The sequence below is a fragment of the Acidaminococcus sp. HCP3S3_H5 genome (assembly GCF_052122235.1).
GTDB lineage: Bacteria > Bacillota > Negativicutes > Acidaminococcales > Acidaminococcaceae > Acidaminococcus.
Genome location: NZ_JBQKCS010000007.1, coordinates 67,048 through 93,438, shown reverse-complemented (window position 1 = coordinate 93,438; position 26,391 = coordinate 67,048). Strand labels below are relative to the sequence as shown.

The following is a 26,391-nucleotide window of genomic DNA, read 5'->3' as shown; positions in this document are numbered from 1 at the left end:
CACAGGGGCAGGAGGGATCATGAGGACCTGGCATTGAAAAATGTCCGGTCCTCTTTTTTGGTGTTCTACCTGGCACATTCTACAATGAGGTGATTGTATGTCAAACGCAAGCCAAGTACTGCAGGAACTGTTTTCCGGGGTCTTCGCCATGGGCGACTGGACCATCTGGGTCATGCTGGCCATCGGGGCCATCCTGATCTGGCTGGGGGTCCGGAAGGGCTACGAGCCGGTGCTCCTTTTCCCCATGGGGGTGGGCTGCATCCTGGCCAACATCCCCGGCCATTTTGCCGTCATGCCCACCGGGGGCGGTGAACCGGGCTTCCTTACCGTCCTGTACAACATGGGTATCGCCAACGAACTGTTCCCGGTGCTGATCTTCATCGGCATCGGCGCCATGTGCGACTTCACTCCCCTGATCCGGGCTCCCTACATGATGCTGTTCGCAGCCGCCGCCCACCTGGGGATTTTCGCCGCCACCCTCTGTGCCACCCTGGTGGGCTTCCCCTTCAACGAAGCCGCTTCCATCGGGATCATCGGCGCCGCTGACGGCCCCACCACCATTTTCGTGGCCCAGAAATTCGCCACCGAGATGCTGGCTCCCCTTACCGTCACCGCCTTCTGCTACATGTCCCTGGTGCCCATTATCCAGCCTCCTGTGGTGAAGCTGCTGACCACCAAAGAAGAACGGCGGATCCGGATGCCCTATCACGAAGAAAAGCCCGTATCCCAGACAGCCCTGTTCCTGTTCCCGCTTATGGTCACCCTGATCGCCGGGATCATCGCTCCCATTTCCGTACCCCTCATCGGGGCCCTGATGTTCGGGAACCTGCTGAAAGTGTCCGGCTGCTGCGACAGCCTGTCCAACTGTGCCCAGAATGAACTGACCAACCTGGTGACCCTGCTCCTGGGGATCACCGTAGGAGCCACCATGACCGCGGAAAACATCCTGACCCTCCAGGTGCTGAAGATCCTGGCCCTGGGTGCGGTGGCCTTCATCTTCGACACGGTGGGTGGCCTGCTGTTCGCCAAAATAGCCAACCTGTTCCTGAAAAAGAAGATCAATCCCATGATCGGGGCCTGCGGCATTTCCGCCTTCCCCATCTCCGGCCGGGTCATCGCCCGGATGGCCCTGAAGGAAGATCCCACCAACTTCATCATCCAGTCCGCCATCGGAGTGAACGTGGCCGGACAGGTGGCCAGCGTGGTAGCCGGCGGCCTGGCCATGGCCCTGATCCCGGTGTTAATGTAAAGGAGGCAGAAACATGGATTCCGTAACCGCAGCCCTGCAGCTTCTCGTCATCGCCTACCCCACCCTGTTCGTGGTCATGGCCCTGTTCGCCGGCCTGACATGGGGCCTGACGAAACTGTTTCCGGCGAAAGAATAAGGTGTGCTGCGAAGCAGCACACCGGTCGCGGATCGCGGCCTCAAAAAGGAGGCTGCTGTACGTTCTGTGCAGCAGCCTCCTTTTTCTTCTCACATCTTCTTTTCCAAATACACCGTCTTGTGCTTCTTCCCGGGCAGCTGCTTTTCCCCGATCACCTGGAACCCCAGGTGCAGGTACATGGCTTTCAGCCAGGGATGGGTATCCGCCGTGCCCAGGGTTACCGCCGGGGCCTTCAGCTGCTTTTTCAGCACCTCTTCCTCCACCCAGTGGAGGATTTTTTTTGCGTACCCCCGATGGGCATAATCCGGGTCCGTAATGAACTGGCCGATATGGGGCAGTGCCTTGGGCCCCGGGTGCCCTCCCCAGGGCATCCGCAGGGAAATGGCGCTGATCAGCTTCTCTCCCTCGAACCACCCGTAGGTGGGCTGGGTGGCCAGCCACCGTTTTTCATCCTCCAGGGTGGCGTCCATGGCGGAAAAGCTGATGGGATACTGCCGGTCCGTCTGGTAGCTCCGGTGGAGCACATCAAAATAGATTTCCGCATCCTCCACGGTCAGCTGACGCGCGTATGCCACAGCCCATCCCCTCCTTCCTGTTCCAACACATGGCAGGCCAGGCAGCTGTTGTTCAAAAACCGGTTCAGGAACTGCCGGGTCCGCTGTTCTTTCGGGTGGCTCAGCACCTGGTCCGCCGTTCCCTGTTCCACAATCAGGCCGTTTTCCATGAAGATTACCTGATCGGCGATTTCCCGGGCAAAGGCGATTTCGTGGGTGACGATGATCATGGTCACCTTCCATTCCCGGGCGATTTTTTTGATCACCGTGAGCACTTCTCCCACCAGCTCCGGGTCCAGGGCGGAGGTGGGTTCGTCAAAAAGGATCACCTTGGGATTCATGGCCAGGGCCCGGGCGATCCCCACCCGCTGCTGCTGTCCCCCGGACAGCTGGATGGGATAATAATCCTGGAACTGGTCCATATCCACCTCGTTCAGGCAGGCCAGGGCCTGTTCCCGGGCTTCCTGCCGGCTCTTTTTCTGGACGGTCACCAGCCCCTCCATGACGTTTTCCAGCACGGTCATGTGGGAAAACAGGTTGTACAGCTGGAACACCATGGCCGTGTTCCGGCGCACCTGGAGGATCTCCTTTTTGGAGGCATGGGCCATATCCACCGGCTTGTCCTCATCCAGCTGGAGGGTCCCCCCGTCCGCCTGGCCCAGAAAGTTGATAGTCCGCAAGAAAGTGGTCTTCCCGCTGCCCGAGGGCCCCAGGATCACCGTCACGCTGCCGGTGGGCACCTCCATGCTCACATCCCGGAGCACCGTCCGGTTCCCGAATTTTTTCAACACATGTTCCAACCGGATCACAATGCATTCCCCCTTCTGAACCGGCTCAGACGAAATTCCAGCCGGTCAAACACAAATTCAAAAAATACCCCCATGGCCCAGTAAATACAGGCCACTGCCATATAGGCTTCGAAATACTGGGAGTTGTCTTCACAAAACAGTTTCGCCGCTCCGAACAGTTCAATCACCGTGATCACGAACACAATGCTGGTGCTCTTCATGGTGGACAGGAACTGGTTGGCGAAAAGAGGCAGGGCGAACACCGCCGCCTGGGGCAGGATCACCCGCCGGTAGGCCTGGAGCCAGGTCATCCCGATGGACTGGGCTGCTTCCAGCTGGCCTTCCGGGATGGACTGGAGAGCCGCCCGGAAGATTTCCGTCAGATAGGCCCCGGTGTGGAGGGTAAGCCCCACCACCGCGATCTGGAGAGCCGTCACCTTCTCCACATGGAACACCACATGGCCTTTCTGGGCCAGGGCCATCAGCAGGAGAGGCACCCCGTAATACACCAGGTACAGCAGCACCATGTTGGGCAGGCTCCGGCACACCAGCACATACAGCCGGGCCAATTGGGACAGCACCGGCACCTTCCGGATCTCCACCAGGCAGCAGATGAGGCCCAGGATGGCTCCCAGGACCACACTGGCCAAAGTCATCCCCAGGGTCACCTTCACATAGGGAAGCACCGCCTGAAGGGCGGCCCAGAAATATTCTCCGTCCAAAAACGGTTCATTCATTGAGAGCCACCTCCTTCAGCTGGGTCTTCCGGGCCCTTTGGGCCACATTGAAATGACTTTCCACCTGCCGGCCCGCCACCGTCAGGGCAAAGATCAGGATGCCGTACAAAATGGCGGCGTCCACATACAATTCCAGATACCGCTGGCTGTTGCCCCCCATCAGATCCGCCTGGCGCATCATGTCCACGATCCCCACGTTAAAGATCAGGGCGGTGCTTTTCAGGGTACTGATGATTTCGTTCAAAAGGGGAGGAATGGACAGCACCAGGGCCTGGGGCAGGATCACCCGGCGGTATACCTGGCAGCTGGTCATCCCCAGGCTGGCGGCCGCTTCCTTTTCTCCCGGGGCCACTGCCAGGATGCTGGACCGGAGGATTTCCGCCCCATAGGCCCCCACATGGAGGACGAAGATCACCAGGATGAACAGCATGGGAGGCAGTTCATTCACATCCAGCCCCATTTTCTGCAGCAGTTCCGGCACACCGAAATACACCACGAACAGCTGGACCAGGAAGGGGGTGCTCCGGATAAAGGAAATGAACACCCGGGTCAGCAGGTTCAGTCCGGGAATCTTCTTCACCCGGATCACCGCCAGCCCCATCCCCAGGAAAATCCCCAGGACCCCGGACACCAGAGTAATGAACAGGGTCACCGGCAGATAACTGGCCAGTGTGGGGAACGAGTCCACCATGTACTGGACGCTGAAAAAACTTCCCATGCTTGCTTTCATCCTTTCTTCTTATTGAGGCTGGACCGTGTAGTCCTTGCCCAGGTATTTGATGGAAATCTGCTTTAAGGTTCCATCTTCCTTCATCTGTTTCAGTACCTTGTCGATTTTGTCCGCTACGGTCTGCATGGCCGGCTCCTTCCGCAGGAGGAAGTAGGTGGGCACGGACTGCATGACGCCGCCCACTGCCTGGACCGGCAGGTTCTGTTCCTTCCGGGCCACATTCACCACGTATTCATATTCCCCGGCGGCATCGGCCCGGCCGGTGGCCACCAGGTTCAGGTTTTCTGCAGCTCCCTTGTCAGAATAGATAGGATCGATTCCCGGATTGTGGGTCTTGTTGAATTCCTTCACCAGATCGTTGAATTCCGAGTTGGAGGTGACTGCCACTTTTTTCCCGGCCAGGTCGTCGAAGCTCTGGATATCCGTCCGGCCTTCCTTTACCACCAGTTTCCGGGCGGTATAGTTGTTGCTTTCTTTCGTATAGATGTATTTCTTCTCCCGGGTGGGATTCCGGCGCATCTGGTTGGCGATCATATCCACCTGCTTGGATTTCATGGCCACAAAGGCCGCATCCGGGCTCATGGGCTTGAATTCAAAATGGAGGCTGGGATCCCGCTTTTCCACTTCTTTCAGCACTTCCACGTCAAAGCCGGTCAGGTTCCCTTTATCGTCCGTAAAGGAGAAGGGCTTGGCCGTACCCCGGGTGGCCACCACAATGGCCTTTTTGTCCCCGCCGGTCTTGCTGCTGTCCTTGGCAGCCTGCTGACCGCCGCAGCCGGCCAGTCCAAGGGCCAGGAGCCCGGCAGCTGCCAGGGCCAGTACTTTTTGGAATTTCTTAGTCATGTTCATATCCCCTTTCATCATACAACAGAGGCAGGATCTCCCCCAGGTTTCCCCGGGGCCAGTCTGCCATTTTATCCAACAGTTTCCGGGTCCAGGCTTCTCCTTTGGCCCGGATCAGCTTCTCTTCCAGATCCTCTTCGGAAAATGGATGCTGGGGGCTGCCCAGAGGATCCGGCACTTCCGCTTCCACCGGCTCTCCTTCCAGGGTCACCGCGGTGACCACTGTCCGGCGGACGGTTTTCTCCACAGGAGGCAGGTCGTTGGCCCGATGGAATTTGGGGAGAGCCTGCCGGAAGGCTTCCGGCACCTGGGGCAGATTGAAGAGGCTGTCCTCTTCCCCGCCCCGGGTCAGGATCTGCCATCCCACGTATTCTATGGAAAATTTCCCTTCCTTCCCGGTTTCCGGGGCCGGATAGTGGAGGGCTTTGTCCGCTCCCGGAGGAAAATGGAAAGTCACTTCCCGGAGTTTGTCCAGGGTGTACCCCCGCCGGAACAGTTCCCGGCAGGCGGCGGCTCCTCCAATGGCGGCACTGCAGTAGGGATGGAGCTTCATCCACAGGCCCGGAGCAAGGATCTGCCCCGGGTTCAGCCATTTTTGCTCCAGTTCTTCCGGATCCAGGGTCAGGCTGCCGAACACCTGCTGCCAGCCGTTGTCGTTATTGAAAGGCCGCAGGCTGGCGGTGACCCGGGTGTACCGGATCATCTCCCAGGCAAACATCGCGTTCCGGGCGGCGAACCCGGCGTGGAGAGGCTTTCCATCGCTGCCGGCTTCCAGCCCCAGGCCCGCCGACTGGGTGGCCCCCAGGGACAGGAGATTGGCGGCAGCTTCCGGTCCCAGCTGCTTCAGGCTGGCCAGGGCCCCGGCCCCTCCGATGGAACCCAGGGTCCCGGTGGAATGCCAGCCCTGGCGCTTGTGCTGAGGATTCAAATACCCTCCCAGGATCCCTTCCAGTTCCGCCCCCACATTGTAGGCGGTGAGGAAGGCTTTCACGGGCACTTCAGGAGTACTTTCCGCCAACAGCACAGAAAACAGTACGGTGCTGAAATGACCGGCAATGCTGGACTGGGCATCGTCCAGATCCAGGTAATGAGACTGGAACCCGTTGAAAAAGGCCGCCATAAAAGGATGGCTGGTGCCTGGCAGACCCAGGAGATGGGCTCTGCCTGGAAAGGTTTCTACCCACCGGGCCATTTTCTGTACCTGGGGTTCCCGGGCCGCCTGAAGAGCGGAGGCCAGGTAATCCAGGAAAGCTATCTTGCTTTGCCGGAAAAGATCCGGACGCCGGTCCAGATCCGTCTGGCGGATCAGGTGGACCAGCGTCGCCGTTACTTCATCCATCATCTTACTTCCCAAACTTCTCCGCCCGGTCATTGGGTTCTTCCCAGATGCTCATGTCCGGGCCTTTGGGGACGATCCGGGGGAAATCTTCGTAGGGGGTGTGGTCCACATAGTAGAACCGCTTCCGCATGGAGTCGAAGTCGGTGTTCCCGCCGAAGGCCGGATTGCTGTACAGGTCCTTGGCGTAGTTCCACAGGTTGGGATAATCCACCAGGCGCTTCTTGTTCACGTAGTACTTCTGGTAGAACACCAGGTCGAACCGGCTCAGGGTCACGAACAGCCGGATGTCCGGATCGGTGATGGTGTCTCCCATGAGATACCGGCGGGTGGCCAGACGGTTTTCCAGCCAGTCCAGACGGTTGAACACCTTGTCATAGTAGAATTCGTAATCCTTCTGGCTGGTGACCAGGGCGGCCAGGTTCACCGCCAGGTTCACGTCGGCGTAGATGATGTCGTTGAGAGCATCGATGTCGTCCCGCAGGTCTTCCGGATAGATGTCGGGATCGTCGGGGCTGATGTACTTGGTCCAGGCCACGGCGATTTCCGTAGTCAGGTCGTGGTAGTCGTTGTTCACTACAGCACCGGTGGTCACGTCCACAATGGCAGGCACCGTGGAGCGCTGGTCATAGGCGGGGTTCCCTTTCCGATAGGCTTCTCCCAGGGAGTGGATCTTCAGCACCGGGTCCACATTGTCCGGATCCAGGGTGAAGAACCAGTCCCCCACCACCCCGGCGGGACGGAGAGGATCCACCACCCCTTTGGAGATCACCTTGTCCAGGCCCAAAAGGTCGATGGCAATGGCCACCCGGTTGGCCCAGGGGCAGTGCTTGGACCAGACCAGACGGTACCGGCCCGGTTCCACCGGCAGCTGGTCCGGACCATCCCCGAAGGGAGTGGTGAACTGAGGTTCCTCATCGTCGGCGTATTTCTGCCGGCGGTTGAAGTTGGAAGCGTCCTGGCCTTCATATTCCTTCTGGACCGTATGGGCCCGGGGGTTGCTGGAATGGAATTCGGAAAAGTCGATGGGGCAGGGATTCATAGCCCGTTTTACAGTAATGTCCTTCCAGGCGGCGGCGATTTCCGGATCCTTGATCCGGGCCAGTTTGGCGGCGTGGATGTCGATTTCAGTCATGATGATTCTCTCCTTTGTACAGAACCCGGGATTGCGGGGTTAATGTATAGTATTTTTATATGGATTAGGAGTAAAAAAAAGAAAGCTCCCGTCCCTATTGGGACGAAAGCTTTGGCTCCGTGGATCCACCCAGTTTCGCTGCCCTGTTGCCAAGTGCAGCCTCAGAGGCAGGACAATCCTCCTGCCTGACAGGGTAACGGCTGTCAGTCGGAAAGTCTACTGAGGGCCGGGCCCCGTTGGACTTTGCACGCTCAGAAAGGCACTTCAGATCCCGTAGTCATCCCCGCTTCCACTGTCCGGGTTCGCTGCCTGCATTCCAGGGTCCTACTCTTTTTCGTCATTGCGTTTGTTTTGAAATTATGGGAAGATGATACCATTGAATTGATAGTATGTCAATAGGAATTAAAGAAAATGTGGTTAGGTGATTAGGTGATTAGGTGGTTAAGTGGTTAAGTGATTAACGGGTCCGCGGCTGATGGATGCCAGATGCTCAAGCATCTGCCTTCGAACACGAAAAACCGGCGGCCGGGATGGGCTTCCCTTCGGGAAGCCCCTACCACGTTGGGGTCAAAGATGCAACAGAAAATCAGAGAAACGGGGTTGTCAAAAAATCCGTTCCTGTGACCGTTGTATCCAACATCCGACCCCAACGGCGTAGGGGCGAGCCCCAGGCACGCCCGTCCCGGCCGCCGTTTTTATACGTTCCCAGGAACCCGCCCCGTGGGTTCCCTCCTGCCGCTAGAGACTAGAGACTAGTGACTGTCAGCTCATGACCACCTGCCCCCGGCAGATGATTTCCATCGGCGTGAGACGTGAGACGGAAAAGCGGCCCTGTTCCCTTCTTCAGGTTACAAACTCATTCTGTTCCGATCCATGTTATAATATTAAAAATAACAGAAGGGAATAAAAAGATGCTGACCATAGAACTCATACAGTCATTATGTCATCAAGGTAAAATACAATGGACAAATCATGTAATGCAGCGTCTAATCAAACGCAACATATCTCGGGAAGATGTTAAAAATGCCATTGCCTCAGGAAAAGTGATTGAATATTACCCTGACGACTTTCCCTATCCCAGCTGTCTAATTTTAAGTCTTGCCTTGAAAAGTGGGCCTCTGCATATTGTTTGCGGAGTTGGAGATGGTATTCTCTGGATTATCACTGCCTATAGGCCTGACCCGTTGCAATGGGATGATACTTTCTCTCACAGAAAGGAGTAGTCTGAAATGAAATGTTTTTTATGCAAAGGAACCCTTGAAAATAAACTGACAACCTTCATGGTCGATTTGGGAAACTGCATTGTTATTGTCAAGAACGTACCCTCTCAAGTTTGTACACAATGTGGTGAAGTTTCTTATTCTGATGAAGTGGCCGCCCGTCTGGAACAACTTGTCGACCAGGTCAAAAATTCACTGACCGAAATTGCAGTAATCAATTATCCATCTGCTGCGTGAATAGGTTGGAAAAGGCCGCCGGAAAATCCGGCGGTCTTTTGGTTCATCGTGAGTCGTTCATCGTTTCGGATGCCAGATGTTGCCGCATCTGCCTTTGAACGTGAAACCCTCCGGCCGGGATGGGCTTCCCTTCGGGAAGCCCCTACCACGTTGGGGTCAGAGATGCAACAGAAAATCAGAGAAACGGGGTTGTCAAAAAATCCGTTCCTGTGACCGTTGTACTCAACATCCGACAGCAACGCCGTAGGGGCGAGCCGCAGGCCCGCCCATCCCGGCCTGCGGTTTTGATACGTTCCCAGGAACCCGCCCGGCAGGTTCCCTCCTGCCGCTAGAGACTAGAGACTAGTGACTGTCATCTGACCGGGGCTGTTGCCAACCAGCAGCCTCTCCCCCTTGCCCCCGTCCCCCATCTGTTCTATACTAATACCCGTGACCAATAGGAAAGGATGCCTGTCAATGGAAAAATACATCGATATCAATGAAAACGGCCTGAGCGTCCGGTGCAAGCTGTTCTACCAGAAGGACTTCCGGAACATTCCCAACCTGGCCATCTGCACCCACGGGTTCGGGGGCAACAAGGAGAACCATTCCGCCGCCAAGTTCGCCCAGCAGCTGATCACCAAGTACAAGGGATACGGGGCCCTGGTGTTCGACTGGCCCTGCCATGGGGCGGATGCCCGGAAGAAGCTGGTGCTGGAGGAATTCATGACCTACCTGACCCTGGTGGTGGACTATGCCCATAAAGAACTCCACGCCACCACCCTGTACAACTACTCCACCAGCTTCGGGGCCTACCTGACCTTGAAATACATGGCGGAAGTGGGGAATCCCTTTAAAAAGGTGGCTCTCCGGTGCCCGGGGATCCACATGGCCCAGCTGGTAAAGAACTACCTGAGCCCGGAAGAAATGGAAAAGCTGGAAAAGGGCAAGGAAGTCCAGGTGGGCTATGAACGGAAGATGAAAATGGACAAACAGTTCGTGGAAGACCTGGAAAAATCCGATGTGCGGAAGTACGAGTACTTTGACTGGGCCGATGACATGCTGATTCTCCACGGGACCAAGGACAAGCTGGCCCCCATCGAGGATTCCCGGGAATTTGCAGAAAACAACGTAATTACCTTCATCCCGGTGGAAAATGCCAACCACACCTTCTCGGATCCCAAGACCAGCGATTTCGCCGCCCATACCATAGTAGAATTCTTCGGACCGGACACAAAAAAAGAGGACTGACTTTCGTCAGTCCTCTTTTTTTGTCTCAAACAAGGCTTCCACAAACTGCTGGGGATCGAAGGGGCGGAAATCCATCATCCCTTCTCCCACGCCGATCCACTTTACATCCAGCCCCAGTTCTTCCTTGATGGCGATCACCACGCCCCCTTTGGCGGTGCCGTCCAGCTTGGTGAGCACCACCCCGGTCACATGGGCGGTTTCCAGGAAGATCTTGGCCTGGCTGATGGCGTTCTGGCCGGTGGTGGCGTCCAGCACCAGCAGGGTCTCATGAGGCCCGTCGGGGATCTCTTTCCGAATCACCCGGTAGATCTTGTCCAGTTCCTTCATGAGATTGGTTTTGTTGTGGAGCCGTCCGGCGGTATCCACGAACAGCACATCCGCCTTCCGGGCAATGGCTGCCTGGACCCCGTCGTACACCACTGCCGCCGGGTCCGCACCGTCCCCGTGGGCGATCACGTCCACCTGGGCCTTCTTCCCCCAGATCTGGAGCTGTTCCGTAGCCCCGGCCCGGAAGGTGTCCGCAGCGCACATCATCACCTTGTAGCCCATCAGCCGGTAATAGTTGCTGAGCTTGCCGATGGTGGTGGTCTTCCCCACCCCGTTCACCCCCACCACCAGCACAATGGAGGGATGGCCTTTGAACCGCATCCGGGGCCCGTTGGTCTTCAGCAGGTCCGCAATGTAGTTTTTCAGGAAGGGCAGGGCCTCTGCCGGGGATTTGATCTGCCGGGTGGCAGCGGCCTTCCGAAGGGCGGCCATGATCTTTCCCGTGGTCTTGATCCCCACGTCCCCGGCCACCAGGATCATCTCCATCTCATCCATGAAGTCCTCGTCCAGGTCCACACTGGCCCCCACCAGGTCCTCCATCCGTTCGGTGAAGTTTTTCCGGGTCTTGCTGAGCCCGTCTTTCAGTTGTTCCATAAAACTCATGATTCGGCTACCTCCGATAATTTCACAGACAGCACCCGGGACACCCCGGATTCTTCCATGGTGACACCGTGGAGCACGTCCGCGGCTTCCATGGTCCCCTTCCGGTGGGTGATCACGATGAACTGGGTCTTCTGTCCGTATGCTTTCAGGAATTGGGCAAAACGGTCGATGTTGGTTTCATCCAGAGGGGCGTCGATTTCGTCCAAAATTACAAACGGCGCCGGCTGGTAGGTCAACAGGGCAAAGAGCAGGGCGATCACGGTGAGCGCCCGTTCTCCCCCGGAAAACAGGGACAGGTTCCGCATCTTTTTTCCTGGTGGCTGGGCCTCGATGTCGATGCCCGATTCCAGGAGATTCTTCTCATCCAGGATCCGCAGCCGGGCCCGTCCCCCGCCGAACAGCTTCTCGTAACAGTCGGCGAAATACCCGTTGATCTTGGCGAAGGCCTCCCGGAACCGGCGGGTCATGTCGCTGTTGATGCCGCTGATCACCGTTTCCAGCCGGTCCCGGGCCTGGACCATGTCCTCATACTGCTTCTTCAAAAAGTCGTACCGGTCTTTGGCCGCCCGGTATTCCTCCTGGGCCGCCTGGTTCACCGGTCCCAGGTCCGCCAGTTCCCGGGCCGCCCGGGCTTCCCGTTCCTTCAGTTCCCCTTCGGGCAGGTCATAGGGAAGGGCTTCCTGCCGGGCGGTTTCCTCCGTGAGCCCGTAGGCTTCCTGGAGCTGCTGCCGGCAGTGTTCCCCTTCTGCCGCCTTCTTTACCTGGTCCATTTCGCTGTTGTGGATCTTCTGGCGGAGGCTGGCCTCCTGGCCCTGGAAGATCACCCCCTGCTGGGTCAGCTCCTGGCGTTTCTGCAGCAGGGCTTCCCGTTCTTCCAGGAATTTCTGCCGGGCCCCGTCGCTGCCGGCCAGTTCCTGTTCCAGGGCGGAAATCTGCCCGCCCAGTTTATCCAGGGCCTTTTCACAGCTGCCGATGGTCTGTTCCAGCTGCCGGGATTCCTCTTCTCCCCGGGTGATCTCTTCCTGGGTTTTCTGGCCCATCCGGTCCATGGACTGGATCCGGTCGTTCAGGGCCTGGAGCTGGCTTTCCCCGGCATTTACGGCAATCAGGGCATCCTGGTGCCGGCGGGCGGCCCCTTCCAGTTTCGTCCGCTGTTCCACCAGCCCGTCGCTGAGGGCCTGGGCCGCTTTTTTCCCTTCCACATCGGCATTTTCCAGTTGTTCCACCTGGGGTGCCAGTTCCTTCACCTGCTGCTGGAGTTCCAGAAAAGCCTCCGCCCCCTGGCGTTTTTCCGCCAGGAGCAGTTCCAGGTTCTCCTGCTGGCGTTTTTTCTGGGTTTCTTCCTGCTGGACCCGGGCGGACGCCCCGGCCTTTTCCACTGCGATTTTCTGGAGGGCATCCAGGGCCTCCTGGCGCTTCTCCTTTACCCGGCGTCCCTTGTCCGCCAGGCCGTCCAGAGCCTGTTGGAACTCCTTCCCGGCGGTTTCCAGCTGGACTGTTTCTTCCGTAAGACGGCGGATCTCCTGCTTCCGGGACAGGAAGCTTTTCCCCTGCTGTTTCTGGCCCCCGCTGAGGGAGCCTCCGGCGTAGACCACGTCCCCTTCCAGGGTCACGATCCGCACCCGCATATCCGCCTTCCGGGCCGCTGCCAGGGCATGGTCCAGATTGTCCGCCACCAGCACCTGTCCCAGCAGGAACCGGACCGCCGGCTGGAGGGCAGGATCGCACCGGACCAGATCCCCGGCGATGCCGATGATCCCCGGACATCCCAGGGCCGCTTTTTCCCGGGCGCCCAGGGCCCGGGGCCGGAGGGTATCCAGAGGCAGGAAGGTGGCCCGTCCCCCCTGGACCTTTTTCAGATGGGCAATGGCTGCCTGGGCCGTGGGGGCATCCTGGGTGATGATGTTCTGGAGGGCACCTCCCAGGGCGGTTTCCAGGGCCGTCACATAGGCATCCTCCACAGTGAACAGCTCCGCCACCACACCGCAGATTCTTTCCCGGAAGGGTGCCCGGGCCTCCAGCACCGTCCGGACCCCTTTGCTGAACCCTTCATGCTCCCGCTCCATGGCGGCCAGCACCTGGAGCCGTGCCTTTTTCTGGTTCAGGGTCCGCCGGTTCTGTTCCAGGGCCCCTTCCTGTTCCCGGTAGGCCCGGATGCTCTGTTCCAGGGCCCCGTTCAGCTGCCGGGCGGTTTCTTCCAGCTGCTGTTTCCGGTCTTCCAGGGTTTCCAGGCTGTCCTTTTCCCCCTGGAGGGCGGCGGTCACTTCCTGGAGAGCCTCTTCCGCCTCCCGGACCTTTTCCTTCAGGCTTTCCTGCTGCCGGTGGATCCGGTCCTGTTCCTGGCGGACCCCTGCCAGTTTGTTCCGGGTCATCACCAGGGTCCGCATGCTGTCAAAGGCCTGTTCCTGCCAGGCCTTCAGTTTTTCTTCCCCCTGGCGGACGGTTTCCGTCAGGGTCTCCTTTTCAGCGGCGGCGCTTTCCAGGCGCTTTTTGGCCCGGTACTGGGTTTCTTCCAGCCGGTCGTATTCCTCCGTCACCAGGTCCAGGTTCTCCTGGTTCCGGGCCAGTTCCTCTTCCAGGGCGGACCGGTTTTTGGCCAATTGGTCCATCCGGTTCCGGCTCTGCTGGATCCGTTCCTCCTGGACCGCCTTCTGGCTCCGGTACCCGGCGGCTTCCTTTTCCCGGGCCAGGATCTGTTCCTGGTAGGCGCTGTAGGCGTTTTCCCGTTCCTGGAGCCGCTGTTCCAGGGCTTCCTGCTGTTTGCCCAGGGCCCCGGACAGTTCCGCCAGTTCCTTCAGATGGGTTTCCAGCAGGGTGAGTTTTTCCGTGAGCCGGGCCTTTTCTTTTTCCAGAGAAGCCAGCTGGCCCAGCAGCCGGGTCACCTTCACCTGCCGGAGCCGGGCGCTGATGGCTTCATACTGCCGGGCTTTTTCCGCTGCTGCTTCCAGGGGCACCAGCTGGTTTTCGATCTCGCTCTGGATATCGTGGATCCGCAGCAGGTTGGCCGCCGTGTCGTCCAGTTTCCGGAGGGCTTCCTTCTTCCGGATCCGGTACTTGGCGATTCCCGCCGCTTCCTCGAAAATGGCCCGCCGGTCTTCCGGACGGCTGTTGAGGATCTCGTCGATCTTGTTCTGACCGATGATGGACAGGGACCCCCGTCCCAGCCCGGTATCCGCCAGAAGGGACACCACGTCCTTCAGCCGGCAGTTCTTCCCGTTGATGGAATATTCGCTGTCCCCGCTCCGGAACACCCGGCGCTGGAGGCTCACCTCGTCGAAATCCACCGGCAGGGTGTGGTCCGTGTTGTCGAACACCAGGTCCACTTCCGCCATGCCCATGGGACGGCGGCCGCTGCTGCCGGCGAAGATCACGTCCTCCATTTTGGTGCCCCGGAGGTACTTTACGCTCTGTTCCCCCATGACCCACCGGATGGCGTCGGAGATATTGCTTTTGCCGCTGCCGTTGGGGCCCACAATGGCGGTGATCCCCGGCTCGAATTCGATATTTACTTTGTCTGCAAAGGATTTGAACCCATGGGCTGAGAAACTTTTTAAACGCACGGCAGTCCCTTCTTATCCCTGGATGTCGGACAGGGCCACTTCGTCGCTGCCGTCGATTTCCGTCAGGGACACATCCACGGTCTCACTGTTGCTGGTGGGCACGTTCTTCCCCACATAGTCCGCCCGGATGGGCAGTTCCTTGTGGCCCCGGTCCACCATCACCGCCAGCTGGATGGCCTTGGGCCGGCCCATGTCGATCAGGGCGTCCAGGGCGCTGCGGATGGTCCGGCCGGTGAACAGCACATCGTCCACCAGGATCACCGTCTTTCCGTTCAGGTCGAAATCGATGTCCGTTTCACTGATCACCGGGTTGTACCCCAGGGTGGACAGATCGTCCCGGTACAGGGTGATGTCCAGGGAGCCCACCGGCAGCTTCACGCCCTCGATGGCTTCGATTTCCTGCCCCAGCCGGTTGGCCAGAGGCACTCCCCGGGTGCGGATCCCCACCAGGGCCACATTGTCCACCCCTTTGTTCCGTTCCACAATCTCGTGGGAGATCCGGACCAGGGCCCGGCGCATGGCATCGGCATCCATAATGGTTTTTTTCTTCACAGAAACGCTCATGTTACTTCCTCCTTGTCAATGGAACTGCCCGTTCCGGAGACGGGTCAGGATGGTCTGCATATCAGCCGGCACCGGGGCAGTGAAGGTCATCCACTCTCCGGTCCGGGGATGGCGGAAGGTCAGCTGCTCCGAATGGAGGGCCTGTCCGCTGATGGAAAAGCAGGTCTTCTGGGGGGCGTATTTGGGATCCCCCACCAGAGGGTGGCCGATATAGGTCATGTGGACCCGGATCTGATGGGTCCGGCCGGTCAGGAGCCGGCAGCGGACCACGGTGAATTTTCCGTACCGCTCCAGCACCTCATAATCAGTAGCCGCCCAGCGGCCCCCTGCAGGCACCACCGCCATCTTCTTCCGGTCCCGGGGATCCCGGTCCAGCTGGGTCTCGATGTGCCCATGGTCCTCTTTCACGTTCCCCCGGACAATGGCCAGGTAGGTCCGTTTGGCTTCCTTTTTCTGGATCTGCTCCGCCAGGGACTGGTGGGCCAAATCGTTCTTGGCGCAGATCATCACCCCGCTGGTGTCCTTGTCCAGCCGGTGGACGATCCCCGGCCGGATCACCCCGTTGATCCCGGAAAGGTCCCTGCAGTGGTACAGCAGGGCGTTCACCAGCGTCCCGTCCGGGTTCCCCGCCGCCGGGTGGACCACCATCCCCCGGGGCTTGTTCACCACGATCACATCCTCATCTTCATAGAGGATGTCCAGGGGGATGTTCTCCGGTTTGGCCGCCAGATCCACCGGCGGGGGCACCAGCACCTGGAACACATCCCCTTCTTTCACTTTGGTATTGGCCTTGGCCGGTTTCCCCTGCCGGGTCACCCGGCCTTCCTGGATGTCATGCTGGACGGCGGACCGGGTGCAGTCCAGCCGGGCGGCCAGGAACACGTCGGTTCGGAGGCCCTTTTCTTCCGGCCCCGCCGGTTCTGTTACGATCAGACGGCTCCCGTCCCCGGTTTGTCCTTGGGTTCCAGTTGCCGGGTTTTCCCGGTTTCGTTCTCCAGCATACTCCATACGATCAGCCCCACTCCCACACAGATAAAGATATCGGCCACGTTGAACACCGGCCAGAAATGAAAGTCCACAAAATCGATCACATACCCGGTGGCGATCCGGTCGATCAGGTTCCCCAGGGCGCCTCCCAGGAACAGTCCCGTCCCCAGCCGGGCCTTGGGTCCCTCCCGGTGGATGTGGTCCCGGAAATAGAAGACGGCGCCTGCCGCCAGAAGGGTGATCACCACAAAGAAAACCCGCTGGTATTCCAGCAGGCCGAAAGCCGCCCCCGGGTTCAGCACATAGGTGCAGCTCACCACCCCGGGAATCACCGGGAAGCTCATGCCGACGGTCATGGTATGGGTAATGAAAAATTTGGTGATCCGGTCCAGCAGGACCACCAGGAAAATCTGGATGAGCATCCGCGTTCACGGCTCCTTTATTTTGGTATAAAAAAAGAAAGAGCCCTACAATGCCGTACCAATTCCGAGTTTTGAACCTGCCTAAGCAGGTGGGTGCCCTCCCTGTCATATCTGATGTCCCCTCGAAAGGGCATATCATCAACGGCCGGAGTTCACGGGCTCCCTTATAGAGAGTGTTGGCTCAAAACATATGGAATTCGACTCGCACATCGGAGGGTTGCTCTTTTATCTGTATTATACCGCCTGAACCCTATATTGTCCAGTGTTTTCCCTATCCCTTTATTTTCTCCAGGATTTGTTCCGGTCGGTCGATGAGGGCAGTGGGCCGGAGGGCCGCCAGTTCGTCCCGGTCCCGGAACCCCCAGGTCACCAGGAAGCAGTCCATCCCCACATTGTCCGCCGTCATTTTGTCCACTTCTGAATCCCCCACATACACCGCCTGGTCTTTGGGGATCCCCAGTTCCTCCAGGGCCCGGACCACCGTATCCGGAGCCGGCTTCCGGCGGACTCCCTGGCTTTCTCCCATGGCCACTTTCATGGTTTCCGGGAAATACCGGTCCCGGAGAGACAGCACCGCCGGATGGGCCTTGTTGGACACAATGGCCAGCTTCACCCCCAGGGCCTGGAGGTCTTTCAGCAGTTCCGGGATCCCATCATAGGGCCGGGTGGCCTCATTGCAGTGCTTCAGGTAATAGGCCCGGAAATCCTGGAACACCCGCTGGAATTTGTTCTCGTCCTCCTGGGGCAGGGATTTCCGCAGCAGGTTCTCCAGGCCGTTTCCCAGGGCCCGGCGCACCTGGAGCCTGGTCCTGGGGGCACAGCCGTATTCCCGGCAGGCCTCGTTCACGCTGTTCCACAAATCCGTCAGGGTATCCAGCAGGGTCCCGTCCAGATCAAACACCACCGCCTGATATTTCACGTTACGCACACTCCTTGGTTTCGTTCATCGTTTATCGTGGATCGTTCATCGCTCATCGTCCGTCGTTGTTCAAAGCCAGCCTCGCCGGCTTCCGACCGCCGCTGACCGTTGACCGATTGTCCCCCACAGGGAAGATGATACCACATCCTGCCAAACTATGATACAATAAAAGGACCAAACAGAAGGAGAGTGCATTCCATGAAAATACTGCGTTCTTTGTTCCTCACTGCCATCCTGGTGGTCAGCGGAATCTTCACCGCTTTTGCCTCCCCGGAAGCCCCTACGGATCAGGAAGTGATCCAGGCCTTCCAGGAAGCCAACACCGTCTATGAATGGTTCGAACATCATCCCCTGAAAACTGACGGCAAAGGGGAAAAAGACACCGGGTACATGATCTACTACACAGTGGCTGACAAGAACTACCCCAACATGATGGCCCTAAAGGCCAAGGTCAACCAATGCTTCACTGAAGCCCTGGCCGGTTTCATCATCAGCGACAGCCGGATGTACCGGGAATTCGACGGAAAACTGTACGTGGCTCCCAGTGCCAAAGCCCGGGACCTGCGGAAAGGGACCTCCACCATCAACATCGTGCGGGAATCCCCCACCCGGATCAACCTGGAAGTATCCACTCCCATGATGGAAGACCCGGCCCACGGCAAAACCAACATAGTGGAAACCAGAAAGACCATTTTCCCCTATGTAAAGACCCTGAAGGGATGGAGATTCTCCTATTTTGAATCGCTGGAATAAAAAAAGAAAGGCTGTTGCCAACGCAACAGCCCTTTTTAGTCGGAAGTCTGGAGTCGGGAGTCAGAAGCCTCTGGATAGGATCCGCCTGGCTGGACGGATCCTTTTGATTATGTAAAACCAGAATCGAAATCAATCTGAGCGATCATTTCGTCTAAAGGTTCTACACATTCAAAAATTTGCCTGCAAATTTAACATTCGGCTCCAGACTTCAGACTCCAGACTTGAGCCGCTACGCGGCTCTACAGCTAGGGGCTGTTGCTCATGCAACAGCCCCTTTTTTAAGTATATTGGTGCGGCTGACAGGGCTTGAACCTGCACGTCTTGGACACCAGATCCTAAATCTGGCGCGTCTGCCAATTCCGCCACAGCCGCATTTGGGTATAAAAAAATGGTGATCCACCCGGGACTCGAACCCGGGACACCCTGATTAAAAGTCAGGTGCTCTACCAACTGAGCTAGTGAATCACTTGGCTGGGGCAGCTGGACTCGAACCAACGCATGCGGGAGTCAAAGTCCCGTGCCTTACCGACTTGGCTATGCCCCAAAAAGGTAAAAAAAAAGGTGGGGTGGATAGTGGGGATCGAACCCACGCGTGCCGGAGCCACAATCCGGTGTGTTAACCGCTTCACCATATCCACCATATTACCTTGCCGCCATCCGACGACTCACTTATTCTAGCATAGGAAAGCGAAAAATGTCAACAACTTTTTTTCACTTTCCCAGGCTTTTTTCAATCGATGCCTGCCAGGCTCCGGTGAGCCAGCCCCACGCCCAGTTCATTCAGGTTCAGGACCCCCACACTCATGTACACCGCCACACAAAGGTGCTCCCCGTACCGGGCCACTCCGATCTTGCCCCCTACATTGAAGCCGATGGCCTTGTCCATCATCTGTTCCAGGGCTTCATGGGCTGCCCCGGCCACCGTGCCTGCTCCCACATGGGTGTCGGTGACGATGTTCTGCCGTTCCGAGGCCACCACCGCCCGTTCCACGATTTTCTTGATGGAAGGCAGGAACTCTCCTCCAAAATCTACAGCCGCCGCCCGGAACCCCTGTTCCCGGAGCCGCTCCTTCAGCCGGTCCTCTTCTTCCCGGGTGGCCGTCAGCGCCATCCGCAAAGCCGCCCGTCCCACATCGATACTGGCAATAGGTCTGTTCATACTCTCACATCCCTTTCCTGCAAATCTACCCCACCATTATACCAAAGAATCCCTTGTCAGGGAATGGCAGGGCTGTTAGAATGAGAAACGACACCCGTAGGGGCCCCACGCCGGGCGGCCCGCCTTTATGCACCGCCCGGTCCCCCCTTCCCGCTTCCCTTGATTATCCTGAAAGGAGGACATCATCATGTCCGTCATTATGTCCGAAGAACTCCGTGCCGGCATCATCCTGGGCGACCGGGACAACGACCAGTACCTGTATATGCCCGGCAGCGAAATCGGCGCCGACAACCCCATGTGCATCTTCGAAGAGCACGGGAACAAAACCGACCTGCACCTGGAAGAGGCCGTGGAACTAGCCAAGCGCCTGACCCTGAAGCCCACAGAACACCCGGTGTACGGGAAAAGGGCCTATTGAAAAAGGGGCCGTTGCATGCGCAACAGCCCCTTTAGTCTGAAGTCAGGAGTCCGAAGTCGGAAGCCTCAGGAGAGGATCCGTCTAGCTGGACGGATCCTTTTGATTCTGTAAAACCAGAATTGAAATCAAGCTGAGAAATCATTTCGACCTAAGGTTCTACATATTCAAAAATTTGCATGCAAATTTAACATTCGGCTCCAGACTTCAGACTCCAGACTTGAGCCGCTATGCGGCTCTACAGCTAGGGGGTGTTGCACATAACGTGCAACACCCCCTTCCTTACATCCTCTCCCGGATGGCTTCCAGGAATTCTTCGCTGTTGACCTTCTTTTTATCCGGCAGGGTGGATACAGCTACCAGATCCCCGGTCATGATCCCTTCTTCAAGGGTCTGGATGGTGGCTTTTTCCAGCCGGTCGGCAAAATCCACCAGGTCCGGCAGCTGGTCCATCTGGCCCCGTTTCCGCAGGGCCCCGGTCCAGGCAAACAGGGTGGCCACCGGGTTGGTGGAGGTCTTTTCCCCTTTCAGGTACCGGTAATAGTGGCGCTGTACCGTGCCGTGGGCCGCTTCGTATTCATAGCAGCCGTCCGGGGACACCAGCACGGAAGTCATCATGGCCAGGCTCCCGAAGGCGGTGGCCATCATGTCGCTCATCACGTCCCCGTCGTAGTTCTTGCAGGCCCAGATCATGCCCCCTTTGGACCGGACCACCCGGGCCACCACGTCGTCGATGAGGGTGTAGAAATATTCGATGCCGGCGGCTTCGAACTTTTCCTTGTATTCCCGGTCGTAGATATCCTGGAAAATATCCTTGAACCGGTGGTCATAGATCTTGGACACCGTGTCTTTGGTGGCAAACCACAGGTCTTCCTTCTGTTCCAGGGCATAGTTGAAGCAGGACCGGGCAAAATTGCTGATGGACTTGTCCGTATTGTAGACTCCCTGGACGATCCCGGCATCCTGGAAGTCCATAATGGTCCGGCGGGTCACCTTCCCGTCCGCTCCGGTAACCACCAGTTCCGCCTTGGCCGGGCCCTCCACCCGGATTTCCGTGTTCTTGTAAATGTCCCCGTAGGCGTGCCGGGCAATGGTAATGGGCTTTTCCCAGGTAGGGATCAGAGGCCGGATGCCCTTCACCATAATGGGCTTCCGGAACACCGTCCCGTCCAAAATGGCCCGGATGGTGCCGTTGGGGCTGGCCCACATCTTTTTCAAGCCATATTCCTTTACCCGGGCTGCGTTGGCCGTAATGGTGGCGCATTTCACCGCCACCCCGTACTTTTTCGTTGCCAGGGCTGAATCGATGGTCACCTGGTCATCTGTATCATCCCGGTGCTTCATGCCCAGGTCGTAATATTCCGTTTTCAGGTCCACATAAGGAAGGATCAGGATATCCTTGATCATCTTCCAAAGGATCCGGGTCATTTCATCCCCGTCCATTTCCACCAGAGGGGTGGTCATCTTGATTTTATCCGCCATATCATATTCTCCTTTCCCAAACAAAGACAGCACTATGTACTGTATGTATCATACCACAGATGGGATAAAGGGAAAAATACGAAAAAACGGGGTACGGTATAGGATATATTGATGGGTAGGTGGTAGGTGGTATTGACCATTGACAAAAAAGGTGCTGCACGCTTTTTGTGCAGCACCTTCACGCTCTTTACCCCTTAAACGCGTCGGTCAGAGGCGGTACGATCTGTTTCTTCCGGGACAGTACCTTGGGCAGGTGGTAATGGCCGTCGGCTTCAGCCTTCCCGAAGGCCTTGTCCAGGATGTCCTTGTTCTTGCCGGCCCACAGCAGCTCGGTGACTTCATCCATAATGTCGGTGACCATCAGCAGGGTGGTGTCCGCTTCTCCTCCGTCCACCATGGCCTGGAGGGCTTTCTGGAGTTCCGGCCATTTGGCTTTGGCAGCTTCCCCGTTCATCACGTTCACCTGGGCCACAGTGACTTTCCCCTGAGGGAAGTCGAATTCCTTCATGTCCCCATGGCAGATTTCTTCCGCACTCATGGAGTTGATGGCGGAACCGGCCTGGAGCATTTCCAGGGCATAGGCCTGGGGATCAGCGATTTTCGCGATCTTGGCCAGGGCACCGGCAGCTTCCTTGTCCTTTTCCGTGGTGGTGGGAGACTTGAAGTACAGGGTGTCAGAGCTGATGGCGGAGAACAGCAGCCCGGCGATTTCCTTGGGCAGGGTCAGACCGTTTTCCACAGCCACATTGTACAGGATGGTGGCAGTGCACCCTACCGGCTGCATCCGGACGAACAGGGGATTGGCGGTGACAATGCCCCCCAGACGGTGATGGTCGATGATTTCCAGCAGGTTGGCCTTGTCCAGCCCGTCCACAGCCTGGCTCATTTCATTGTGGTCCACCAGGATGATCTTCTGGCCTTCGTCCACCTTTTCCACCAGTTCCGGAGCCGCCACTTTCCAGTGGTCCAGCACAAACTGGGTTTCCGGGTTCACCTTCCCGGCCCGGCAGGCGGTGACCTTTTCCCCCAGCTGGGTCTTGATCCAGGTGTAGCTCAGGGCAGAGCAGATGGAGTCCGTATCCGGGTTCTTGTGCCCGGTGATGATGATGTTTTCCATAAAAGCATCTCCTTGTATATTACTGTCAATCAATTTATTATAGCACAGTTTTGAAAGCCCATGGAAGCCAAACCCCATGGGCTTTTGGCATTGAACGAAAACGCAGCCCAAGGGCTGCTAACCCACCACCATTGCGCAGGCGCAACGGTCCCCAGCTGCGGCATAAGCGACCTCGCTATCCGCTAAAGCGGATGCTCCCTGCTTACGCCCTTGAAAAGGGCGGATAGTGGCACACAGGCCATGCTCTGGTGCCGCCTAGGCAATGAGCCCGAGCCCCCAGCGGCTATCCACCATACACATGGGAGCGGACTGTATAACTGTCGAGGCCCCAGCGGATATCCGCCCTTTACAAGGGCGGGGGACCAGCCGTCAGGCTGGTGGTGGGTTAGCAGCGCCAGCTGCGTTTCCCTTCACAGGAACCCGGAAGCCTGGTTCCTTCCAATGGTTTCAACCTTCAGCCTTCTGACTCCCGACGGGTACCCCAAACCTCCCCATCAGCCTTCTGGCCTGATGGTACCCGTCCATGGCGGCGCTCATGATGCCGCCGGCGTAGCCGGCCCCTTCTCCGGTGGGGTACAGCCCCCGGCAGTTCACCGACTGGCCGTCCTCTCCCCGGAGGATCCGCACCGGAGCCGAAGTCCGGGTCTCCACCCCGATCATCAGCCCCTGGGTGCTGAACCCGGGCAGCTTCCGTTCAAAATCCCGCAGCCCATGTTCCAGGGATTCCGTCACAAAGTCCGGCAAAATCTTCCGCAGGTCCGCCGGCACAAGGCCCGGCCGGTAGCTGGGACGGAACTTCACCTTCAGGTCCGGAGCAGTCCGTTCCAGGAAGCTCCGGCTGGTCTGGGCCGGGGCCCGGTAATCCCGGCTCACCTTCCAGGCCAGGTGTTCGTACTTCCGCTGGAATTCCATGCCTCCCAAAGGACCGGCCGGGAAATCCCCCGGGTCCACGCTGACCACCAGGGCGCTGTTGGCCAGTCCCGTATCCCGTTTGAAGGGGCTCATGCCGTTTACCACCAGTCCCCCCTGTTCCGAAGCAGAGGCCACCACCTGGCCCCCCGGGCACATGCAGAAGGAATACACCGCCCGGCCCGTTTCCTTGTCATGGAAGATCAGAGCATAATCCGCCGCCCCCAGCTGGGGATGATTGGCAAACTTCCCGTACTGGGCCCGGTTGATGAGAGCCTGTTCGTGCTCGATCCGCACCCCCACTGCAAAGGCCTTGGCCTCCAGATGCACGGACCGTTTCAGCAGGGTTTCATAGGTGTCACGGGCACTGTGGCCGCAGGCCAGGATCACCCCGTTGGTGTCCACCCATTCTTTCCCGTTCAGTTCCACCGCCGTAAGGCCCTGTTCCGGATCCACCCGGAAGTCCGTCACCTGGGTCTCATACCGAATCTGGCCCCCGGCCTTTTTGATCCGGCTGATAAGCCCGGTGACCATAAGCCGCAGCTTGTCCGTGCCCACGTGGGGCTTCTGTTCCGTCAGGATCTCTTTGGGCGCCCCGGCTTCCACAAAAGTCCGGAGCAGGTGGCCCATAATGGGGTCGTTGACCCGGGTGGTCAGCTTCCCGTCAGAAAAGGTGCCGGCGCCTCCGGCGCCGAACTGCACATTGCTCACCGGGTCCAGTTTCCCGGTCTTCCAGAACTGTTCCACGTCCTTCACCCGGTGGGACAGGTCCCTGCCCCGTTCCACCACCAAAGGAGCGTACCCGTGCCGGGCCAGTTCCAGGGTTGCCACAAGGCCTGCCGGCCCCAGGCCGATCACCACCGGACGGCCCTGGAGCTTTTCGGTGCCGAACACCGCCGGAGGTTCCGGTTTTTCTTCCCACAGGGTCACCTGGGGATCCCGGAGGAGCTTCTGGAGCACCCCTGTGGGCACATCCACTGTGGCCTTCACATGGTATACCAGGCAGATATTGCTTTTCCGCCGGGCATCCACGGCCTTCCGGACCACTTCCACCTGCCGGAGGGCTTTTTCCGGCAAATGGTATTTCTTCCCTACGATCTGCACCAGGGAATGGCGGCTGTCCAGCCCCACCCGCAGGTTATTGATTCTGATTTCCGTCGGCTTTGCTGCCATCCTGCTTTTCCGTTCCTTTCTGCAAGGTAATTTCCACAATGACGCTGTGCTGGTCCGCCAGCACCTGATCCGGGATCTGGAGAGGCATCTTCAGTTCCACATCACTGGTCACATTGTTGAGGACAATGGGGGCGGTAAGGATTTCCCGGATGCCTCCCAGCACCTTGGGTTCCGCCGTAAGCCGCACACTGTCCGGAGTGATCTTCACGCTCTTTAAGGTGACCCCTTCCGGCAGCTGTCCGGACATGTTGGCCTTCACCGGGAAGTCGTTGGTCCCCAGCTGGCGCACAATGGTCACGGTGGTCTTGATCTTCCCGGGCACCACCTTCACGTCATACATTTCCCGTCCGGTCCGGTCCACTGCCACCGCTGTGGCATCTGTGGAGAAGTTCCGGTCGTGATGGCTGATATCCACCATCACCAGTACCTTGTCCACCTGGGAGATCCGGGCACTGGCCCCTTTGATAATCACCTGGGTGGGAGACAGATCCATCTGGCTTACGGTGACCCCGCTGTTGGGAACCCCTACGATCCGGGGTTCCAGGGTCATGGTCTTTTCCGCCAGGGAGTCCGTTTCCAGCTGGAGCAGGCTGGGGGTCACTTCCGCCACTTCCCCCATCCGGGTAGTGGCCTGGACGTTGTAGGTGTTCCGTCCCTTGGGGGCGTCGGTAAAGTCGATGAAGGCCTTGACGTCCCCTTCCCGGAGTACGGCGATCTGGGACCGGGTGCCGCTGACCTTCACATTCACCGTTTCCGGCAGGTCCTTCACCACCATGTCTTCCGCCAAGTTCTGGGCCGTCAAAGGAACCTGGAAGGTCTTGGTGGTGATGGGGTTCTGTTCGTTCATCACATACACCCACAGGATGCAGGCACAGACCACGGACATGATCCGCACCAGCCAGGAATTCCGGTTGGGGGTCTGGTTATTTTTCACCATGGCCGCTGCCTCCTTTCTGGTCGTCGGACGGGGCATGTTTCTTCCCCAGTTTGGCCAGGATGGTATCCTTCCAGTTCAGCATAGGAGTCTTCATCACCGGCCGCAGCAGGTCCTTCACATCCCGGTGGGTCAGGTACCGCTGGAGGGCGCCCCCCCGGGCCAGGGAAATGGTCCCGGTTTCTTCGCTGACCACCAGGATCAGGGCATCGGTCTGTTCGGAAAGGCCGATGGCCGCCCGGTGCCGGGTCCCCAGTTCCTGGCTCAGGTTCCGGGCTTCCGTCAAAGGCAAAAGGCAGCTGGCCGCTGCGATCCGGTCTCCCCGGATGATCACCGCCCCGTCGTGGAGGGGGGTGTTGGGGATGAAGATGTTCTCGAACAGGGCCGTACTGATCAGCCCGTCAATGGGGATCCCGGTTTCGATGTAGTCATCCAGCCCGGTTTCCCGCTCGAACACCATGAGTGCCCCGATCTTGTTCCGGCTCAGGTCGTCGGCAGTGGTGGCCACCGCTTCCAGCATGTTCTCCACCTGCATTTCGTTGAGCACCGTGCTCCGGCGGAACAGTTTCCCCCGGCCGATCTGCTCCAGGGCCCGGCGGAGTTCCGGCTGGAACACCACCGGCAGGGCGATCATCACCACGGTCATGAATTTTTCCAGGATCCAGTTGATCACATACAGATTCAGCCACTTGCTGATCAGCATGATCGCCAGCAGCATCAACAGCCCTTTCACCAGGGACGCCGCCCGGGTGTTCTTCAGCATCTGGTACAGTTTATTGAGAAAAAACGCCACCACCAGGATGTCGATTACATCCAGCATGGTCACGGTGTGGATCAGGCCAATTACATGTCCTCCCATACTTCATCCTCCT

General features: G+C 58.3%; 26 protein-coding genes, 4 tRNA genes and 1 other RNA gene. 7 read left to right on the top strand and 24 right to left on the bottom strand.

Annotated features, from left to right (window positions below; genetic code table 11):
* Positions 1 to 97: 97 nt before the first annotated feature.
* Positions 98 to 1,249, top strand: coding sequence for a sodium ion-translocating decarboxylase subunit beta (locus ACTQY5_RS09550; protein WP_022487261.1), 1,152 nt, complete (start codon positions 98 to 100; stop codon positions 1,247 to 1,249).
* A gap of 13 nt (positions 1,250 to 1,262) precedes the next feature.
* Complete coding sequence (locus ACTQY5_RS09545) at positions 1,263 to 1,385, top strand: hypothetical protein (protein ID WP_268234256.1); 123 nt, start codon at positions 1,263 to 1,265, stop codon at positions 1,383 to 1,385.
* A gap of 89 nt (positions 1,386 to 1,474) precedes the next feature.
* Here the strand turns inward: ACTQY5_RS09545 and ACTQY5_RS09540 are convergent, their stop codons facing one another.
* From ACTQY5_RS09540 to ACTQY5_RS09510, 7 genes are read right to left on the bottom strand one after another with little or no spacing between them, the layout of a single operon-like run.
* On the bottom strand, positions 1,475 to 1,960 hold the full coding sequence (locus tag ACTQY5_RS09540; protein ID WP_022487259.1) for a GNAT family N-acetyltransferase: 486 nt from the start codon (positions 1,958 to 1,960) through the stop codon (positions 1,475 to 1,477).
* Complete coding sequence (locus ACTQY5_RS09535; RefSeq protein ID WP_441369132.1) at positions 1,939 to 2,748, bottom strand: amino acid ABC transporter ATP-binding protein; 810 nt, start codon at positions 2,746 to 2,748, stop codon at positions 1,939 to 1,941. Before ACTQY5_RS09535 ends, ACTQY5_RS09540 begins: the two co-directional genes overlap by 22 nt.
* Positions 2,745 to 3,464, bottom strand: a complete 720-nt coding sequence (locus tag ACTQY5_RS09530) for an amino acid ABC transporter permease (protein WP_441369131.1) — start codon at positions 3,462 to 3,464, stop codon at positions 2,745 to 2,747. Before ACTQY5_RS09530 ends, ACTQY5_RS09535 begins: the two co-directional genes overlap by 4 nt.
* Positions 3,457 to 4,182 carry an amino acid ABC transporter permease gene (locus ACTQY5_RS09525; RefSeq protein WP_022487256.1) on the bottom strand — a complete coding sequence of 242 codons (726 nt, stop codon included), beginning with the start codon at positions 4,180 to 4,182 and terminating at the stop codon, positions 3,457 to 3,459. Before ACTQY5_RS09525 ends, ACTQY5_RS09530 begins: the two co-directional genes overlap by 8 nt.
* A gap of 21 nt (positions 4,183 to 4,203) precedes the next feature.
* Entirely contained in the window at positions 4,204 to 5,043 is an 840-nt protein-coding gene (locus ACTQY5_RS09520; RefSeq protein WP_441369130.1) for a transporter substrate-binding domain-containing protein, read from the bottom strand.
* Entirely contained in the window at positions 5,030 to 6,379 is a 1,350-nt protein-coding gene (locus tag ACTQY5_RS09515) for an MmgE/PrpD family protein (RefSeq protein ID WP_308664264.1), read from the bottom strand. The genes ACTQY5_RS09520 and ACTQY5_RS09515 overlap by 14 nt, the downstream gene beginning before the upstream one ends.
* Position 6,380: 1 nt before the next feature.
* Positions 6,381 to 7,508, bottom strand: coding sequence for a glutathione S-transferase C-terminal domain-containing protein (locus tag ACTQY5_RS09510; protein WP_441369129.1), 1,128 nt, complete (start codon positions 7,506 to 7,508; stop codon positions 6,381 to 6,383).
* Between the two features lie 911 nt (positions 7,509 to 8,419).
* On the opposite strand from ACTQY5_RS09510, the gene ACTQY5_RS09505 reads away from it, so the two are divergent.
* The 3 genes from ACTQY5_RS09505 (at position 8,420) to ACTQY5_RS09495 (ending at position 10,195) form a co-directional block, all read left to right on the top strand.
* Positions 8,420 to 8,731 carry a DUF4258 domain-containing protein gene (locus ACTQY5_RS09505; protein WP_329777577.1) on the top strand — a complete coding sequence of 104 codons (312 nt, stop codon included), beginning with the start codon at positions 8,420 to 8,422 and terminating at the stop codon, positions 8,729 to 8,731.
* A gap of 6 nt (positions 8,732 to 8,737) precedes the next feature.
* Entirely contained in the window at positions 8,738 to 8,965 is a 228-nt protein-coding gene (locus ACTQY5_RS09500) for a type II toxin-antitoxin system MqsA family antitoxin (protein ID WP_022486611.1), read from the top strand.
* A 456-nt stretch (positions 8,966 to 9,421) separates the two neighbouring features.
* Positions 9,422 to 10,195: an alpha/beta hydrolase family protein gene (locus ACTQY5_RS09495; protein ID WP_154487392.1), complete on the top strand. Its 774-nt coding sequence runs from the start codon at positions 9,422 to 9,424 to the stop codon at positions 10,193 to 10,195.
* Between the two features lie 6 nt (positions 10,196 to 10,201).
* Here ACTQY5_RS09495 and ftsY read toward each other — a convergent pair whose 3' ends face one another.
* From ftsY to ACTQY5_RS09460, 7 genes are all read right to left on the bottom strand, one after another.
* Entirely contained in the window at positions 10,202 to 11,125 is a 924-nt protein-coding gene (gene ftsY, locus ACTQY5_RS09490) for a signal recognition particle-docking protein FtsY (RefSeq protein WP_441369128.1), read from the bottom strand.
* The gene (smc, locus tag ACTQY5_RS09485; protein ID WP_441369127.1) at positions 11,122 to 14,685 is read right to left on the bottom strand and encodes a chromosome segregation protein SMC; all 3,564 of its coding nucleotides are present in this window, start codon (positions 14,683 to 14,685) and stop codon (positions 11,122 to 11,124) included. Before smc ends, ftsY begins: the two co-directional genes overlap by 4 nt.
* A 12-nt stretch (positions 14,686 to 14,697) precedes the next feature.
* Positions 14,698 to 15,249, bottom strand: a complete 552-nt coding sequence (gene pyrR / locus ACTQY5_RS09480) for a bifunctional pyr operon transcriptional regulator/uracil phosphoribosyltransferase PyrR (protein WP_022487722.1) — start codon at positions 15,247 to 15,249, stop codon at positions 14,698 to 14,700.
* A 15-nt stretch (positions 15,250 to 15,264) separates the two neighbouring features.
* A complete protein-coding gene (locus tag ACTQY5_RS09475) occupies positions 15,265 to 16,257 on the bottom strand; it encodes an RluA family pseudouridine synthase (RefSeq protein WP_441369126.1) in 993 nt (330 codons plus the stop codon).
* On the bottom strand, positions 16,179 to 16,658 hold the full coding sequence (lspA, locus tag ACTQY5_RS09470; RefSeq protein WP_441369125.1) for a signal peptidase II: 480 nt from the start codon (positions 16,656 to 16,658) through the stop codon (positions 16,179 to 16,181). Before lspA ends, ACTQY5_RS09475 begins: the two co-directional genes overlap by 79 nt.
* Positions 16,659 to 16,696: 38 nt before the next feature.
* Positions 16,697 to 16,879, bottom strand: a non-coding RNA gene (gene ssrS, locus ACTQY5_RS09465) — 6S RNA.
* A gap of 50 nt (positions 16,880 to 16,929) precedes the next feature.
* Positions 16,930 to 17,577, bottom strand: a complete 648-nt coding sequence (locus ACTQY5_RS09460) for an HAD family hydrolase (RefSeq protein WP_441369124.1) — start codon at positions 17,575 to 17,577, stop codon at positions 16,930 to 16,932.
* Between the two features lie 198 nt (positions 17,578 to 17,775).
* Here ACTQY5_RS09460 and ACTQY5_RS09455 point away from each other — a divergent pair, with 198 nt between their 5' ends.
* Positions 17,776 to 18,330, top strand: a complete 555-nt coding sequence (locus ACTQY5_RS09455; RefSeq protein WP_308664269.1) for a hypothetical protein — start codon at positions 17,776 to 17,778, stop codon at positions 18,328 to 18,330.
* Between the two features lie 288 nt (positions 18,331 to 18,618).
* On the opposite strand, the gene ACTQY5_RS09450 is transcribed toward ACTQY5_RS09455, so the two are convergent.
* The 5 genes from ACTQY5_RS09450 to ACTQY5_RS09430 all read right to left on the bottom strand — a co-directional run bounded on the left by ACTQY5_RS09450 (position 18,619) and on the right by ACTQY5_RS09430 (position 19,489).
* Positions 18,619 to 18,702, bottom strand: a tRNA-Leu gene (locus tag ACTQY5_RS09450).
* A gap of 17 nt (positions 18,703 to 18,719) precedes the next feature.
* Positions 18,720 to 18,795: transfer RNA gene (locus ACTQY5_RS09445), tRNA-Lys, on the bottom strand.
* Between the two features lie 3 nt (positions 18,796 to 18,798).
* Positions 18,799 to 18,874, bottom strand: a tRNA-Gln gene (locus tag ACTQY5_RS09440).
* An 18-nt stretch (positions 18,875 to 18,892) separates the two neighbouring features.
* Positions 18,893 to 18,968, bottom strand: a tRNA-His gene (locus tag ACTQY5_RS09435).
* Positions 18,969 to 19,060: 92 nt separating this feature from the next.
* Positions 19,061 to 19,489, bottom strand: coding sequence for a HutP family protein (locus tag ACTQY5_RS09430; RefSeq protein ID WP_022487727.1), 429 nt, complete (start codon positions 19,487 to 19,489; stop codon positions 19,061 to 19,063).
* A 187-nt stretch (positions 19,490 to 19,676) separates the two neighbouring features.
* Here ACTQY5_RS09430 and ACTQY5_RS09425 point away from each other — a divergent pair, with 187 nt between their 5' ends.
* Positions 19,677 to 19,907 (top strand): hypothetical protein, encoded by a 231-nt coding sequence (locus tag ACTQY5_RS09425; protein WP_022487728.1) that lies wholly within the window; start codon positions 19,677 to 19,679, stop codon positions 19,905 to 19,907.
* A gap of 279 nt (positions 19,908 to 20,186) precedes the next feature.
* Here the strand turns inward: ACTQY5_RS09425 and ACTQY5_RS09420 are convergent, their stop codons facing one another.
* From ACTQY5_RS09420 to cdaA, 5 genes are all read right to left on the bottom strand, one after another.
* The gene (locus tag ACTQY5_RS09420; protein WP_441369123.1) at positions 20,187 to 21,386 is read right to left on the bottom strand and encodes an NADP-dependent isocitrate dehydrogenase; all 1,200 of its coding nucleotides are present in this window, start codon (positions 21,384 to 21,386) and stop codon (positions 20,187 to 20,189) included.
* Positions 21,387 to 21,573: 187 nt separating this feature from the next.
* The gene (locus ACTQY5_RS09415) at positions 21,574 to 22,503 is read right to left on the bottom strand and encodes a manganese-dependent inorganic pyrophosphatase (protein ID WP_308664271.1); all 930 of its coding nucleotides are present in this window, start codon (positions 22,501 to 22,503) and stop codon (positions 21,574 to 21,576) included.
* 447 nt (positions 22,504 to 22,950) lie between these two features.
* Positions 22,951 to 24,585, bottom strand: a complete 1,635-nt coding sequence (locus tag ACTQY5_RS09410; protein ID WP_154487398.1) for an NAD(P)/FAD-dependent oxidoreductase — start codon at positions 24,583 to 24,585, stop codon at positions 22,951 to 22,953.
* Positions 24,551 to 25,522: a CdaR family protein gene (locus ACTQY5_RS09405; RefSeq protein ID WP_154487400.1), complete on the bottom strand. Its 972-nt coding sequence runs from the start codon at positions 25,520 to 25,522 to the stop codon at positions 24,551 to 24,553. Before ACTQY5_RS09405 ends, ACTQY5_RS09410 begins: the two co-directional genes overlap by 35 nt.
* Complete coding sequence (gene cdaA / locus ACTQY5_RS09400; RefSeq protein ID WP_022487733.1) at positions 25,509 to 26,378, bottom strand: diadenylate cyclase CdaA; 870 nt, start codon at positions 26,376 to 26,378, stop codon at positions 25,509 to 25,511. Before cdaA ends, ACTQY5_RS09405 begins: the two co-directional genes overlap by 14 nt.
* Positions 26,379 to 26,391 lie beyond the last annotated feature (13 nt).